Source organism: Vibrio sp. QJM3NY_39, assembly GCF_057785895.1.
Genome location: NZ_CM173506.1, coordinates 1,290,585 through 1,305,937, shown reverse-complemented (window position 1 = coordinate 1,305,937; position 15,353 = coordinate 1,290,585). Strand labels below are relative to the sequence as shown.

The 15,353-nt window shown below is 42.3% G+C and carries 14 protein-coding genes; 4 read left to right on the top strand and 10 right to left on the bottom strand.

Annotation, left to right across the window (positions count from 1 at the left end; all coding sequences use genetic code 11):
• Window positions 1–965: 965 nt before the first annotated feature.
• Entirely contained in the window at window positions 966–1,175 is a 210-nt protein-coding gene (locus tag AC3CHU_RS21725; RefSeq protein ID WP_004731601.1) for a hypothetical protein, read from the top strand.
• Between the two features lie 231 nt (window positions 1,176–1,406).
• On the opposite strand, the gene AC3CHU_RS21720 is transcribed toward AC3CHU_RS21725, so the two are convergent.
• Window positions 1,407–2,000: a hypothetical protein gene (locus AC3CHU_RS21720; protein WP_114634991.1), complete on the bottom strand. Its 594-nt coding sequence runs from the start codon at window positions 1,998–2,000 to the stop codon at window positions 1,407–1,409.
• A 687-nt stretch (window positions 2,001–2,687) separates the two neighbouring features.
• Here AC3CHU_RS21720 and AC3CHU_RS21715 point away from each other — a divergent pair.
• On the top strand, window positions 2,688–3,227 hold the full coding sequence (locus tag AC3CHU_RS21715; protein WP_029222428.1) for a DUF3332 domain-containing protein: 540 nt from the start codon (window positions 2,688–2,690) through the stop codon (window positions 3,225–3,227).
• Between the two features lie 112 nt (window positions 3,228–3,339).
• Here the strand turns inward: AC3CHU_RS21715 and AC3CHU_RS21710 are convergent, their stop codons facing one another.
• The 4 genes from AC3CHU_RS21710 to AC3CHU_RS21695 are packed head-to-tail and all read right to left on the bottom strand — an operon-like array spanning window position 3,340 to window position 7,253.
• Entirely contained in the window at window positions 3,340–3,999 is a 660-nt protein-coding gene (locus AC3CHU_RS21710) for a potassium channel family protein (RefSeq protein WP_488525655.1), read from the bottom strand.
• Window positions 4,000–5,100 carry an AI-2E family transporter gene (locus tag AC3CHU_RS21705; protein ID WP_019821771.1) on the bottom strand — a complete coding sequence of 367 codons (1,101 nt, stop codon included), beginning with the start codon at window positions 5,098–5,100 and terminating at the stop codon, window positions 4,000–4,002.
• Window positions 5,101–5,122: 22 nt separating this feature from the next.
• The gene (locus AC3CHU_RS21700) at window positions 5,123–6,142 is read right to left on the bottom strand and encodes a DUF2955 domain-containing protein (RefSeq protein WP_102451220.1); all 1,020 of its coding nucleotides are present in this window, start codon (window positions 6,140–6,142) and stop codon (window positions 5,123–5,125) included.
• The gene (locus tag AC3CHU_RS21695) at window positions 6,132–7,253 is read right to left on the bottom strand and encodes an HlyD family secretion protein (protein WP_488525654.1); all 1,122 of its coding nucleotides are present in this window, start codon (window positions 7,251–7,253) and stop codon (window positions 6,132–6,134) included. Before AC3CHU_RS21695 ends, AC3CHU_RS21700 begins: the two co-directional genes overlap by 11 nt.
• Before the next feature lie 159 nt (window positions 7,254–7,412).
• Between AC3CHU_RS21695 and AC3CHU_RS21690 the strand changes: the two genes are divergently transcribed.
• Window positions 7,413–8,408, top strand: coding sequence for an AraC family transcriptional regulator (locus AC3CHU_RS21690; protein ID WP_004731614.1), 996 nt, complete (start codon window positions 7,413–7,415; stop codon window positions 8,406–8,408).
• 37 nt (window positions 8,409–8,445) lie between these two features.
• Here the strand turns inward: AC3CHU_RS21690 and AC3CHU_RS21685 are convergent, their stop codons facing one another.
• Both AC3CHU_RS21685 and AC3CHU_RS21680 read right to left on the bottom strand, forming a co-directional pair.
• Entirely contained in the window at window positions 8,446–9,531 is a 1,086-nt protein-coding gene (locus AC3CHU_RS21685) for a sensor domain-containing diguanylate cyclase (protein WP_488525653.1), read from the bottom strand.
• Window positions 9,532–9,649: 118 nt separating this feature from the next.
• Window positions 9,650–10,654 carry a Solitary outer membrane autotransporter beta-barrel domain gene (locus AC3CHU_RS21680; protein WP_054545669.1) on the bottom strand — a complete coding sequence of 335 codons (1,005 nt, stop codon included), beginning with the start codon at window positions 10,652–10,654 and terminating at the stop codon, window positions 9,650–9,652.
• 343 nt (window positions 10,655–10,997) lie between these two features.
• On the opposite strand from AC3CHU_RS21680, the gene AC3CHU_RS21675 reads away from it, so the two are divergent.
• A complete protein-coding gene (locus AC3CHU_RS21675; protein ID WP_488525652.1) occupies window positions 10,998–11,465 on the top strand; it encodes a hypothetical protein in 468 nt (155 codons plus the stop codon).
• Between the two features lie 96 nt (window positions 11,466–11,561).
• On the opposite strand, the gene AC3CHU_RS21670 is transcribed toward AC3CHU_RS21675, so the two are convergent.
• The 3 genes from AC3CHU_RS21670 to AC3CHU_RS21660 all read right to left on the bottom strand — a co-directional run bounded on the left by AC3CHU_RS21670 (window position 11,562) and on the right by AC3CHU_RS21660 (window position 15,054).
• On the bottom strand, window positions 11,562–12,803 hold the full coding sequence (locus tag AC3CHU_RS21670; RefSeq protein WP_488525651.1) for a carbohydrate porin: 1,242 nt from the start codon (window positions 12,801–12,803) through the stop codon (window positions 11,562–11,564).
• A 122-nt stretch (window positions 12,804–12,925) separates the two neighbouring features.
• On the bottom strand, window positions 12,926–13,474 hold the full coding sequence (locus tag AC3CHU_RS21665; protein ID WP_488525650.1) for a DUF3299 domain-containing protein: 549 nt from the start codon (window positions 13,472–13,474) through the stop codon (window positions 12,926–12,928).
• 203 nt (window positions 13,475–13,677) lie between these two features.
• The gene (locus AC3CHU_RS21660; protein WP_171313264.1) at window positions 13,678–15,054 is read right to left on the bottom strand and encodes a metal-dependent hydrolase family protein; all 1,377 of its coding nucleotides are present in this window, start codon (window positions 15,052–15,054) and stop codon (window positions 13,678–13,680) included.
• Window positions 15,055–15,353: the final 299 nt, after the last annotated feature.

Here is a 15,353-nt window from a genome sequence, read left to right as displayed (position 1 = left end):
TTCCTTTGCCATTGATACTAACCACCACTCATGACAATGAAAGTCACACTACTCATAGGCGAGCATGGGGCGAACACAACGGCTAAATAACGATAATTTAAAGTCTGTCATTGCTTTGATAACAAACCCGTAACGCAAGTGAGAACTATTATCAATTATATTTGCGTTAAACTGGCAACACAACAACTTTATTATTCAGAAATGTAAAAGTGAGTATTCATATTTTGCGTAGTCAGGAGAGATGCTAGGGATCAGAAATAGCAAAAAGACGCGAAGAGGAAAATGATCATTAATCTGAAGAATAAAATGATGGGGGAAAGTGGCCGAAAACCCTGTAATTACAACGCTAAATCACAGAATTACGACGCCAAACCCCAGAATTACAACGCTCAACCTCAGAGTCACGAATTGTAATTTACAATGTAAAGACTATATATAACAAATACTTAATCATCAATAAATTAGCTAAACAATTAAAACCACTAATGACAAAGAATACGAAGCGGTGCAAAGCCAAACATCTGTCAGGTATCATGGTGAATCACCTGCCCATCGCTCATTTAACTCTCAACAAGCGACGGCAAATCATTCAAAAATTTTTTGAATTTAATTTAAAATAGGGTTGTAATTTCAAAAACTAGGCGTATAGTTCGCCACTTGGCTCTAATCTATAGAGCTGTTAATGCTAAAGTAAGTCCAAGTTCCTCAAAGACAGTTCTCGATTACCTCGTTACACCATCTCTGCGTCAGCTTTCACCTAGATAGTCATTCAATAGCTTTTAAATTCGATCCTCACTACCGATCTATCGTCATTCGCTCTCTTGTTAGCGAAGTCAAAATAGATCGACCACTTAAATATAAATGTAATAAACACAAGGCACAGTTATGTCACGCAGAACAACACGACAAACCCATTGGTACCAACTATCACGCGACAAATCAGTCAATAAACTAAAAGGTAATAAATGCTCAAGATTAAAATAGACTTACACAAAGAAGAAATTTCATGGGTCACAGAGATTCGACAGCTCAATAGCGATATACTCCACCGCCACATATTGCCCAAGCTACAACATCACAGTTATCTCATCGACTTTGAATTTAATGAACGAGAAAGCATCGGAACTATTGTTTCAGGCAACGGAAACACCCTAGGACATTTCACACTCCTATAGCATTTCCCATAGGCTACAAAAAGAAACATCGTTTAGTCCCAAAGATGTAAAAGATGTCACCCTCAATTCGCTCTAGCAGAACAAAATAGAGTAGAAGTAAAACAGATCAGAAACCTAGCCCTTTTTGCATTTCACGCGCGGCTAACGCTAGCTAGGTTATCGTACTTCTATTGAAACCAACTTATATCAAACTCTGAATCACCAATGAGTCATTATCAGTGCATTCATGGACTAATAAGTTAACGGCATCGACCTTAACTTCTGATCAAGAGTATATAAGTGTTCTGCAGCTTGCATGTGTTGAGGGTAATCACTAAATTTCTCACGATTCTCCTCATTCATCTTACATGTCTCATCCACCAGCATTAATTTCCAATACAGCTTTGTTGTATGCAGCATCGCCAATAAAGGTTTGAATACCTCTTTTTCATAAGCTTGAATCAACTCTTCAATCAATTCGTCACGCTCGTCTTCACTTGCGATTGAACCATTGGTTGCCGACAATACTTTTTGATATTTCAGATTGAGTTGCAGCTTATCCATCACCGTTTGGTTATCTTCCGCCAGTTCGACAAGTTTTGACTTAATGATGTTCACCCAATTCTCTTGGCTAAGAACCCTATCATCGATACTCGCAAAATCTTCGCGTATTTGACGTTCGACGTCTTTTTGAGCTTTCTTTAAAACGGCGCGCACCTTTTGAAATGGCAGCTGATATTCCTTACTTAGATCGATAATCAGTTTATGAAAACCACCATTTGGAAGGTGTAAGTTTTCCTTAAACGTCGCCATTGCAGCTTCTTGCTGATCGGTAAGGTGAGTCATTCTGTTTCCTATTCTTTATCACTTATGGTGCTGAGCCCGCGATCATACCACTATATAACCTCGTTTTTTCGGTAACTTGATAGGTTACATCTAGGTACGTACTTAATTTCTCTCAACACGTTATCTTTTGGCTAGTTTTCACACTACTTGGCATTAAATGGTAAGTTTCTATCGATGAATATTCGTACATTAGTCGTACAGGGTATATCGCCAGACAGGAGTCATTACTTACATATGAAAGACAACAGCGAGAAATGAGAAACCATATGACCTATTCCGAATACAAAGAATCCGATCTGCATAAGTGCGTTAGCGTTGGTGCAGAAGCAACGGTATCAATCGCCAAGTTTACCGTTAAAGCCACTACCCTTTTATTTCGATTTTTCCGCTGGCTTGTCGTATCGGCCTATTCTTATGTGATGAAGTAATTCTGTATTGGAGTCGTTGTTTTCATTACGACTTATCCAAATACCCAAAAGCGCGCCCTATTAGGTCGCGCTTTTTTTATGCTCCGATTTTTGTAGCCAGCTTTTCTATGTCCGGTTTTCTAGATCTAGCTTTTGATACTTAAAGTACATAACCAATTTTCTATCGTCAGTGGCGCTAAATGGTAAAACTCTGAATCGAATAAAAACCATACTACACCTGTTCCAACAAAACAGACTTCTAACTTATACAGGTACTAAAATGAAAAAGATTGCACTTAAAATTGTAGGACTAACGGTTTTGGCTTCTGCGCTAACTGGTTGTATCGGCAGCAACGCCGTAACAGGGAAAGTGATGAAATTTAACGTTGAAGTTGTCGATAACCGCTATGCTCGTGCAGGTGTAAACTTCTTATTAGCGCCTGTGTACGGTATTACAACCGCAGCCGACTATGTCGTATTCAACTCACTCGAATTCTGGACAGGTAAAAACCCAATCAGTGGTTCACCACACGTATTTGATACAAAAACAGATACACACTTCGAAGTGAACGACGACCTAGACCCAAGCTTGAAAGAAGCACCTGTTGGGCCAATTTCAAACAATCGCACGATTGAAACGGGTGAGATGATTAAGATTGACGAAAACACGGTTCAAATGGACATCGTCTATACCTCTGGTGAAACGGCAACTCTGACAGGTATCAAAGAGGGTCAAAACGTTAGCTATTACATGGATGGTCAGCTTGTGTCACAAACGACCATCGCTGAATTAGAGAAGATACAAGGCACTGAAGCGTAAGATTCATCGCCCACACAGAGTTCAAACTTAAACAGACTTTAAAGCTCACAAAATAGAAGAAGCCCAGCAACTGCTGGGCTTCTTCGTATGTGCTCTATTATTTGTAAATGCCCTATTGAGATTGAGACTGTGTAAGTCGAATGCTCACCAAACTCGCCACCATTATGGCTAAGTAAAAGCTACCAATAATGGATTCCATAAACACAAAGAATTGAGCAATAGGTAAAGCTGGTGAGATGTCTCCATAGCCAACCGTAGTCAATGTGATAAAGCTAAAGTACATCGCATTGAACAAATTCGTTAACCAGACTTTCTCTTCTAAACCGTTAAATGCACTAGGAAAAATTTCCAAAATCAACAAGTAGATAGTCGACCAAGCAAAGCCTAACAGCAAGTAGATACAGATTGACCCGATAATATGATTGGGCGTCACCGTTTTTGCTTTCATCACCTGCTTTAACGCTGAGTAGATGTGGGAGAACAAAAACGCAGCCAACGCCGATAACGTCACTATCGACAGGTTATAACCTTCCAAAAACGAAAATACACCTGATACGGACGCTGTTATCAACAACAGACCATACCAAGATCGATACAAGGCTCGCTCTCTATTGATACCAACAATTGAGCTCGCTAAGGTAATTATGATGAGAAATAGTATTGTTTTCTGACCTTGCGGGTAAAACTGCTGCATCACCGCGCAACCAAAAAACAACACCAACAGTGCATAGAATAAGAAGTAGAAGTTGTCGTCTTTCGAGACTGCCTTCATCTATTTCACCTCAGTCTCTGCTTTGTCTGTCTCTACTTCTGCTTGGTTTTTCTCTTCAAGCCCAAGCCACGCCATCATCAGCTCGTAGGTCAAACTCAGAATCACGGCACCAACAAACAAACCGACAATGCCTGACATCGCCATTCCACCCAATGCACCCAATAAAATAACCAGCATTGGAATATGAGAACCGCGGCTTAGCAGTACAGGTTTCAAGATAGCGTCACTACCACTCACCAAAATACACCACACTAAGAACAAACTTGCCGCCAATGTCGATTCAACACTGAACATGTAAATGATGGCAGGTAACAAAGCAAGAATCGGTGGAAGTTGGATGATTGCAATTAACAATACCGCCAACGCCCAAAAAGCAGCAGCAGGTACGCCCGCTATCACCAAACCAATTGCCGACATCATAGATTGAATCACAGCAACACCGATGACACCTTGTACAACACTACGAACGGTCGATTTAGAAAGCTGTACCAGCTCTTCTCCTTTGCCGTCTGTTAAGCGCGCCACTAAGTGAGTCACACCCGTTTGGCATTTATCGGCATTACTCATGAACGCACCAGCAATGATGGTCGAGATGATAAATTGAATGAAGCCACCACCTAGCGAGCCAAGAACAGAAGCCGCTTTCGTCGCGAACTGTTTAACTTCGTCTGCATACTTTATGAAAGTGCCTTCAATATTGTTCGAGGCGGCAACCAAGGTTGAATAAACCTTTTCCCCTATTAATGGAATATCTTGTAAGGACTCTTTCGGTTTAGGCAATGACAATGTGCCATCTTGAAGCCCTGTCATCAGGTCAGTCGCGCTGGTGTAGATACCAGAAGAAAGCGCCGCCAAAGGAATAAATAATAGAATCACACCGATAAAGCTCAGTAACGCGCTGGCTTTTCCTTTCGACATTCCCGTCTTATTTGAAATGGCGACAGCAACTGGATAGAGCGCAGTTGCAATGATCGCCCCCCAAATAACCAATAGAATGAATGGGCGCAAAATCGAGAAACACCAATACACGAGCATGGCAATCGCTGCGATTTTGATGGCAGCGTCTATCGCCTGTTTTGAAAAATCATCGGTTAACTTCATGAGACGTCCTTGTAAGACATAATTAAGGCTGATTTTGTAGGAACTTCCAATTCCGAGTTTCTAGGAATAAAGAAGCCAAAATCATATATATGCCAATTAACACTAATTGGAATATGCGTATAAGAGTGTTGCTATCGATGTCGCCTGAGCTCATCAAAGTGCTACCGACAAGTACTAACAACGTACTAAATGCAGTGGCGAAAATCGGTGCTTTTTCGGGAACCGTGTAGATCTTCTTGGCGATCACAATAGCGACCAAGCCTATGAATAAAGAGTAGAAGATAATATTAGGAACAATCGAAAGGATTGAAAAAGCCGCTATCGCGAGCAATCCCCCGATACCGTTACTTATCACTAGAAAAGCACTCAACTTTATCGACTTCTCTGACGTAATCATCAACGATAACAGCGCAATGAACATCATTGTCAATAAAGCTTCAGATATTTGAAAAATAAAGAAAAAACATACCACTGGATAGGAGATAATCATCGCCCTAAAGGCCGCATACCAACGCTGTTTCTTTTCGAGTGGTGCAGCAGCAAAACCTGAGAACTCCGATTTAGGCTCAGGGAAAAATACATGCACTAACGCAAAGATCATCACTGAAACCACACCAGAAGTTGCTAAGCCAGATGCCAGCATTACCGAAACGCCAGGGTTATCAATCGCCATGAATGGCAACATCAAGACAGCAATCAACAATATGGTGGCGAACAGGTTCCATTTAGGGTCGACAAACAAGTAGTAACCCCAAAGCATCATTAGCCCCACTAAAATCAGCAATGGGATTGGGTAATGGGTAATTCCTCGCGACAGCAATAAACCTAACCCCATTGTCACCACAACGGCCAAGAGCAATTCGTAGACCGTTTCCTTATGGAGATTTGGTTTATCAATTAAGAACTTAGCAGTGAACACTGGCGCCACAAACGCAAGTGGCCAGTTTATCCACGCCGCCAAGAAAACAGCCAACGTGACCCCGACCGTAAATCGCAGGATCCGTTGCTGTGTTTGTTGGTCAAGAATCGGCTTATCGGACATAAGACAATACGCTAATCAAACGAATCCATACCTTGCCTATCGCGTTGAACACAAAGTTATCGCCGCTATAAACAATCACATCCGCTTGTCCACCTACTCGGAGCATGCCTGTCACTTCTTCATTATCAAATTCAATGGTGATAGGAAGCATCTGTGTTTGACGCAACCAACCCGTTTGCTGGTTGGCTTGCGCAAGCTTACCTGCTTGATCATTCTGTCCCCAATCAACACCCCAATCGATGCTACTGACTCGGCCTTTTACCACTTTGCCCGGTGCAAAATCTAACGCTACTTCGACTTCATCACCGACCGTAACGTTACCTAGGCTGTTCTCGCGATAATAAGCTTCAATCCAGATATCTTCCGTTGAAACAAAGGTCATGATTGCTTGCCCTGCTGATGCATAAAAACCTTCAGACAGGCTAAAGTTAGAAACACCACCTTGCGTCGGCGCTGTGATCACAGTGCGCTCTAGGTTCAATTGAGCTTGTTCAAGAGCTAGCAACGCCGCTTTTACTTGGCTGTTTTCTTCACCTTCTTTACCCATTTGCTTCTTAGCACGGTCAAGGTCTGCTTCCGCGTTTACAACCGCCGCTCGAGACGTCGCTAGTGAAGCTCGCGCTTTGTCCGCATCGGATTTAGAAACCACACCTTTGTCAGCCATCTCTAAAACACGCTTGGCTTGTAACTTGGTATTTTGTCTCTCTACCATCGCTGACGTGAGCTTCGCTTGAGCTGAAGCAATGCTCGCGGTTTGAGCTCCGACATTTTGGCCAGCAATTTCTAAGTTTTGCTCAGCTTGTTGTACGGCAATTTTATAATCAGAATCGTCTAAAATAGCGAGCTTGTCGCCTTGATTAACCAATTGGTTAGGTTGAACTAGAATATCGAGTACTTTACCTGATACCTCAGGCTTGATTGGAACGATATAACCTTTTACACGTGCATTATCTGTAATAGGGATGATGCGGTCTGAAATGACACTGAAGATCAACATGAATGCGACAAACAACAATAAGTAGTTTGTAATTTTTCTTACTCTGTCTTTTCCATTTTCTTGCTGGCGAACTTCTTCATTGGCTTCTTGCTTATTCCCGTTGACTTCTGACATGGGACTCCCTTCTAGATAACTAACATCAACAAAATTAATACCTTAAAAATAAACCCAGCGATGGAAAACTCAAGTAAATAGAGTTAGATTTAGTAAACAAAACGTTGCAAATGATATGCACGTCTAATAATGCGACAATATATACAGGATTGTATACTCATGACCTCTAGTCACTACCAAGTCCCGGTAATTCAAACGAACTACGCTAAAATTCTGGTTCAGGTTTTTTCTGACTATGGTCTTGATTTACATCTGTTGCTCAAAGATTCCGGTTTACCACCCGACCTTATCGAATCAGAAAGTGATTTTGTGCCATCGGAATCCATTAAGCGTTTGATTTATCTGACATCAGCACAACTCGGCGTATCTCGGTTCACCGATATTCTTGGACTCGCATTTCGACGTCGAATCATCCCAAATGTCTTGCATCAATTTACCGAATTCGAAACCATTGGTGATGCACTAAAACAGATCAATTCAATCTTTGCCTATGACTCCCCAGGCAGCAAAGTCGAGTTTATTCAAGAACACGGTCAGAGCTGGTTTTGCCGAACTGCCCCCGAAGACAATTCCCCTATGTTTCAATGGGGGGAAGCTTTTGCGATTACATATATCATTGAATTAATAACCATTTTATCCCAATCCCCATGGTTACCTAATAAGGTGCGTCTTCAAGGACATGACATCGATGTCGTCAAAACACTTGTGCCAAGTAGCTGCCAACTGTTTGTTGATCAGTCGTCGACGGCTGTGCTTATTCCTGAAGAAATCTTACAACTCCCAATTCGCCTAACCTCTAAAGAACTCAGTGCTAAACCGACATTGATTGAGTGGCACACCAGCTTTACCGATAGCGTTTATGAGCTTCTAAAGCCGTACATGAAAGAACAAGACCTCTCTCTTGAAGAAGCCGCTGAGCTACTCAACTTTTCGGTGCGAACGTTCCAACGCAAACTCAAGAACGAAAACACCACTTATCGAAAGATCAAAGAAAACCTGATGTTTTCGGTAGCTTGCGAACTGATGGAAGAAGGCCACACGCTGACCTACATTTCTAGCCAGCTCGGTTACACCAACATCTCGCATTTTTCTCGTGCGTTTAAGCGCGTTTCAGGGTTAACACCCAAGATCTATCAACGCTCGATTTCGGCTTAGGCTCCGATCTCACCGATTAGTTAATTACGACATACGCCTAACCAAGGACAATGGACGCTGCACTGCCCGAGCCTGAGCTAGAACTAGAACTAGAACTAGAACTACACACTCTATTTCGCCCATTACCTTTAGCGCGATAAAGCGCCTTATCCGCACTGCGATAGGTCGCTTCGGCTTGTGCCTGTATTTCAGACACACCACTGCTCACAGTCAGGTTCAGTGTTGTTCCTTTGGCAATCACTTCTTTCAATCGATACATCGCCTCAAACGCTTCTGCTAAATTAGTTTCGGGCATCAAGATAGCGAACTCCTCGCCGCCTACTCGCGCGACGATGTCGGTGTCTCGACTGTTATTTCTCAACAGTTCTGCGACCTCTTTCAGCGCTGAATCACCTTGGTCATGACCATGATTATCATTGATGGCCTTGAAATGATCTAAATCGATCAACGCCAAACAAGAGTGTGTATAACCATAACGCTCCGCTAAGTTTGAATAATGGTTAAGATCTTTATCAAAACGGCGGCGGTTCCAGCACCCTGTGAGAGAATCTGTGTCCACCAACATTCTTAATCGACGTTCTAATACTTTGCGTCGACTAATATCCGTAAAGGTCACCACATATTTATTATTGTGCGACAGTATTTCAGCTAACTTTTCGACAACCACATTCACAGTAAAATGTTCGCCAAGTCGACTGACTCCACTCAACTCCCCCTTCCATCTCTGGTTTTCCTTGAGTGAGCGAGTAATGGTCGATATTAAACTGCTGTTATTCATAAAGCAGAGATCAGAAATCGGGCGAGACTCGACTTGATTAAAGGCATAGCCTGAAACTCTAGAGAACTGTTGATTAACTTGTATTACCCTCAATTGACTATCGAGGATGATAAAACCAGCGATGCCATCAATGATCGCTTCAGACAAGCTATTCTTGCTTTGAGCCATTTCATGTCGATATAGGCGTGCAGTAATGAGGGTGCTGAGCAAAAACAACGCGCACACAGAAAAAGCCATGACTGCCGAAGAAGCCATACTCAATAACCACAAGCTAACTGCCATATTAAGGGCAAGTGTAGACACCACGTATAGCGGCATTTTTCGGTCAAAACTTAACTTATTCATAGTCTGCTCTAGTGATGGGCGAATGACTATGATGGCTAAGTTTTCACTAAGATATTTACCATTTTACGACACATACAAATTCAAATTATATGAGTACCATTAAGATCAATAACTTATGCTAATTATTGAGTAAGAATAGCAAGCTACCACCACTGAGTGAGCTGCCATAATTGAAGTTAATTCCAATCCCGAAGTTGTCAAAAAAGTAAGAGTCGTAAGGCACATCAAATACTAATCCTGCCCCGAACTCATAGTAATAGTGCGTATCTAAAGGAGCAGTCAAATCACCCGCGACATCGATTCTTGTTAAGTTATAGTGGATTTGAGGGTTATTAAGCGACCAAGCATCGAGCGCTACATTTTGCCTAAACTCTAGTTCATTAATGAATCGCATCCCTTCTGGGTTACCGATATCGCCATCGTTCGCTTCGCCCCAGCCTGTTCCATAAAAGTAACGAACTCTGGAAGACACATTCCAACTGCCCCACTCCTTTGGTTGCAAGTATTGAAGTTTGACTGAAGGTTCAGCAACAAGCGCCCATGCTGATGTATTCAATGCGTAGCCATCTAGCTGAGATTGAAATGCTTGAGAGTAGCTGTTGTTGTATTCGTATTTATTGCGGTAATAGAGCAAGTGAGTGCCTAACCCATAGGCGATAGACCAATGCTGGTTTAAATGGTTTTGCCCTCCGAAAAAGCCATACAGGCCCAATACCGAGTCTTCATTTGGGTTAACACGACGGTCAGGAGTCACATCTGATGAGATCTCAATATCCTGTTCAGAAAGCGCATAAGACCCTCGCACAGACCAAATAAGGTCGAAGTCAGGGTCATCCGTTTTAATCACGGAAGAGTAAGGGATGGAGCCCACACTCACTTGGCTTCGAGTATCGATGGTTTTATCGGATCCAAAACCACTGTCGTTTAAATTGATAAACGAATTAGGATCAAAATCCACAAAGCCAATTGAAATGGCATCGCTGTCAGTCAGCGCAATTGACACAGAAAATATCTTCTCTAAGCGGTTCTGAATCAATTCATTGGATGCATAGGCCGAGGAAGAACTGAGGCCCATTAAGAGCAGAATAATAGAACGGGGATAGTGCGATAGGGGTGAAAGCATTAAGTTGACTCCATTCAAACTTATGCTTCAAGTGTAATTGGTAACTTAACTAATTCAATCAGAGAGTTAACGGTGTGGTTGATACTGCTCTCAGTTCCAGCTGCAAGAGCGTTGCTAAATCGATGGCTCCCCAAAGTTCTTCTACGTCTTGGATTCTAAAATGAACAATCATATGCGCCTCTGTCTAAATTGGAGTCTTATCTTGAATCATTCTTAAAACCCTTACTTACCATAATGCGCCAAGCCGACTTTAAGACCTGTTTCGCATATAAGACAATAAGCGTTTGAAAATTATAAGATTAACTCCTAAGTTTTTTATAACCCTTAACTCAGGAAGAAGTAGATGAGCAATATAGAAAAAGTATATGGATTTAATACGCCCCAACGACTCTTTGTCGGATACACGCTTGCGGTACTCGTCGATTTAACGGTTCTTAATTTTTTTGATGAATACTGGGACTTCGTCAATATCGAGTCTTTCACCATCTCATTTGCAGCTGCGATTCTGCTACAACTCCTGCTCAAACTGTCTATTGGCTTAGAACATAAGCTCGCAGATTACTTCAAATCTAAACCGGGTACAGCGGCTAAGATTTATCGCGGTTTATCCAGTTACGTGATTTTGGTGGGCTCTAAGTTTGTGATGTTGGAAGCCATCAATATCTTGTTTGGCGACAAGGTAGGCTTCACAGGCCCATGGAATGGTGTGGTGGCATTCTTCGCTGTGGTATTCACGATTTTGATCGCAGAGATTATTGTTTCAAAAATCTACTTCGCACTCGATGACACGCCCAAAGCCGAAAAAGCATAGCCGCTTTTGATACAGACCTAAGACAAAAAAAGTGAGCCAAACAGGCTCACTTTTTACATCTATTCTTTACGTTTCAGCGATTAACAAACAGAGAAGTTAGATAAAGACTCTCGCTCTAATACCAAACACCCAAGCGCTACTTTCATTGGAGAAAGCTGGATCTTTAATGTATTGAATATCAGGTGTCACTTGGATGAAATCGTTGAGTTGCATGTTGTAGTAAATTTCAGCCGTCCATTGCTCTGTATTACCGCTTATTGCTTTCGCATCAGCTGCAAAAGAATCACCATTCACTTCCGCCCAGTTTAGCGCAACACCAAGGTTGTTCGTCGGTTTTCCTAACCCGAAATATCCCATACCAACAGAGATTGATTTATCGTAAAGGGCAACATCACCTTCTGAGAAACCACCTCGCACAAACGGCATAACTTGCGGCGTGATAAACTGACTCCATGAGAAATTGACACCTGAGCCACCTTCAGTTGCAAGGCTATTACTGTGGCGAGTATCGTCACCAAAATCCCAGAACGTCACATGGAAGTTGTCTGTATAAATCAGGTCTTGTGAAGCCGTCCAACCTAATTCAAGTGTTGTAAAGTAAGACGCATCACTACCAAAAGCGCTATCAAAGCCATCAAAAATATCATCTGACTGACCATTTGCATCAGCGATACCACCGACCACATAAAAGTTTTCGCCTAGCATATGACCGGCAGAAAGGGCCAATACACCGTCATCCGGTAAGCCCATCGCACCTGAGCCTGTCGAGAATACCAAGTTAGTAAAACCAGACCACGGGCTTGCTAGAGCGTAAACATCCGCATAGTTCGTTACATCCTGCCAACCGACAATAATGGTGCCTTTGCCATCATTGATTTTTTGCTTCCAATTTAAGTCCGTAACGCGAAACCCTTGGTCGCTGTATGCCGGACCAATTGCACCGACATAGCCAAGCGGGCCGAATGAATAGTCTTTTGGCGGAGTATCACCATAGGCATGCCTATGTTCCACCTTCCAAACTAAGCTACCTGAGTTCTGTGTGCCGTTTCCTAATAGATGCCATGAACCGTATAATCGTGCCACACCCGACGATGCATCAACGCTATCGCCGCCAACCCCATCCCCAGAGGTCAGCCCCAAAGCAAAGTAATCTGCACCAAATGTAAATCCATCTTCAGCTAATGACTCCCTCCAAGATTTCTTTTGTGCTTTCTGCTCTGCAATTGTATTTTCAACAGAATCTGGGCCTTCAAAGTTAGCGCCGTAAACAACGCCGCTCATTGGGCTAGCCGCCATCACAATAGCCATACTTACTTTAGAGAATCTTGAGTTCATCATGTCACCAGTGCTTTTTAAGTTAGTTTTATTTTATTCATTACTCACATTGAAAATTGTCATTTGATGACACTGAGTGATTTAGATACTTCCAACAAGAGACTGGATTCAACTAAATGCACTAGCTAAGGTTGATACTGTTCTATACCTTCCGCTTTCATCGCATACACCGACTGCACATTGGCTGCACCGTCAGAGTAATTCACATTTTCTTTCGATTGATGACCCGTTAACTGCCCTTCAACCCAGACTGGTGTCATTAAGCTGACCAATTCAATGCCCTCAGGAAAATCAATCAATACAAGCTGGTTCGCTGGAGGCGGTGGTGTATGAATACACGCTCCAGCAGAAGGCACTAAAAAGAACTTAGTCACCTTAGTTCCATCCATTTCAATCGGCGTGATGTAACCAGGAATACGATGTTTACTACCTACTACCTCTGTATTGGGTTTCGAACCTAACGCTTCGCGTTGCTTCATGATCTGAGCACGAGCAACGAACAATGCTTCTACATCTATATCTTGCTTTTTTAATCTTTCAGTAACTTCGACGATTTCTTGTCTCGCTTTATCACTTGCCACAAAACCGTCTTCAACCTGAGCCTCTTTAAAGCGAGCAATAGTCGCCATGTCAAACATCTGATTTCTATCTAACTTTTGAAATGGATCCTCCATTAACTCCATACTCGGAACTAACTCATCCCAGTACGTCACTTTTATTTCACTAGCCAATGATGAAAATGACAAACAACAGAACATAAAAAATGAGCCTATTGATTTTAAATCAACCATCAAAATCTACTCCAACCAAACACAACAAAAAGGAAGTAGGTAGAGGAAAAGCTCCCCTACCAAATGATTAAAAATCGAATCGGAAATTACATTTCGTTGCGGTATACAACGCCATCTTTCATTACCAATTTAATAGTATCGATAGTCTTGTATTCAGGATCAGCATCGAACCATTCCGGAGTCGCGCCTATCACTGCCATATCTTCCAATGGGTTACCCTCAATCAATAAGATGTCTGCAACCGCTCCATTTTCAATAACGCCTAATTTCCCTTGTGTAGTGCCTCTAGGGCCTGACATCGCCAACATTTCACCAGCCGTTGAAGTCATTTGCTTCAACACTTCAAAGTTGCTGCCGAAAGCTTGTGTGCGCCAGTAAATTTCGTAACGACGAGCTCGCTCTGCATCGGAATCTGCTCCGACATAGTCAGAGGCAAAAACGACCTTCACATTGTTTTCTAACAATCGTTTACCGTAATCACCGTATTCTTCTTGAAGTTGGGCAACCATTGGCAATTTCTCAGCTGGCATTAAGGGGTTTTTCGCTAAATCTGGCGATAATCCCCACATTTGAGGAACAACATATCCGCCTTCTTTGGCAATTCTCTTCATCGTTTCATCATTAATAAAGAACCCATGTTCAAAGCTTTTAACGCCACAATCCAATAATCGATTTACCGATCGATCGTTAAAAGTGTGTGCCGCGACATAGGTATTCCAATCTTTAGCGGCTTCAACAATCGCACACGTCTCATCAACCGAGTATTGAGTCGTATCTATTGGGTCAAATCGAGATGAACCACCGCCACCAGCCATGATCTTGATTTGAGTCGCGCCATTTCGTAGGTTCAATCGTGTTGCTTTCAACACTTCTGGTACGCCATCGGCAACCGCACCAATCCCCATACGTTCAAAGTTAGAAATGTCACCCACAGAATTCGGAGTAAAACCTGGGTCACTTCGATCTCGGAAATCACCATGACCAGAGGTTTGAGAAATAAATGCACCAGAAGGGTAAATACGTGGGCCGACAACGTTACCCGCTTCAATTTCACGAGTTAGACCAAAAGCTGGACCGCCCATATCACGAACAGTGGTAAAACCATCATCTAAGTAGCGCTTAGCCACTTGAGTCGCATGAATTGAAATGTCAGTAAGGTCTTTATTAGATTCAATATCGCCAAAATTATAATTAATCATGACGTGAGCATGGCCATCGATTAAGCCGGGCATCAAAGTCTTGCCCTCGCCATCAATCACTTTAGCTTCACCCGCATCTATTGGATTTGCGGAGATTTGCTTGATCAGGTTGTCTTCAACCAGTACGTGATGATCTTCGTAAAGTTTGTTTTCTGTACCATTGAAAATATCAACGTTTGTGAATAACGTTGAAGCGGCATTTGCAGAAAAAGCAAATGAACACGAAAGAGCAATAACAGAGAGTTTTAAGCCTGCATTTTTCATTTATACACCTTGATTCCGTTTATGAGTGGAGTCCACTTCCCATAACGATTCCGTAACTACTAATGAGTGTTATGAGGTTTCAAAGGTGTTTTTGTTAGCCGCGATAATCACAAAAATCTAATCAAAATTCCGAGAAAAAATCGAGGCAAAAACAACTCATCAACATTCAATAACTTAGTAGTGATACTGCCAGTGTTCAAGGTTGATAAATGGCCATTTGGTGACAATAAATAATTATGCGTTCAGGCTCCGGTTTCTGCTTGATGGCTGGAGGAACTGTTATTGCCGGAGCTCTTACT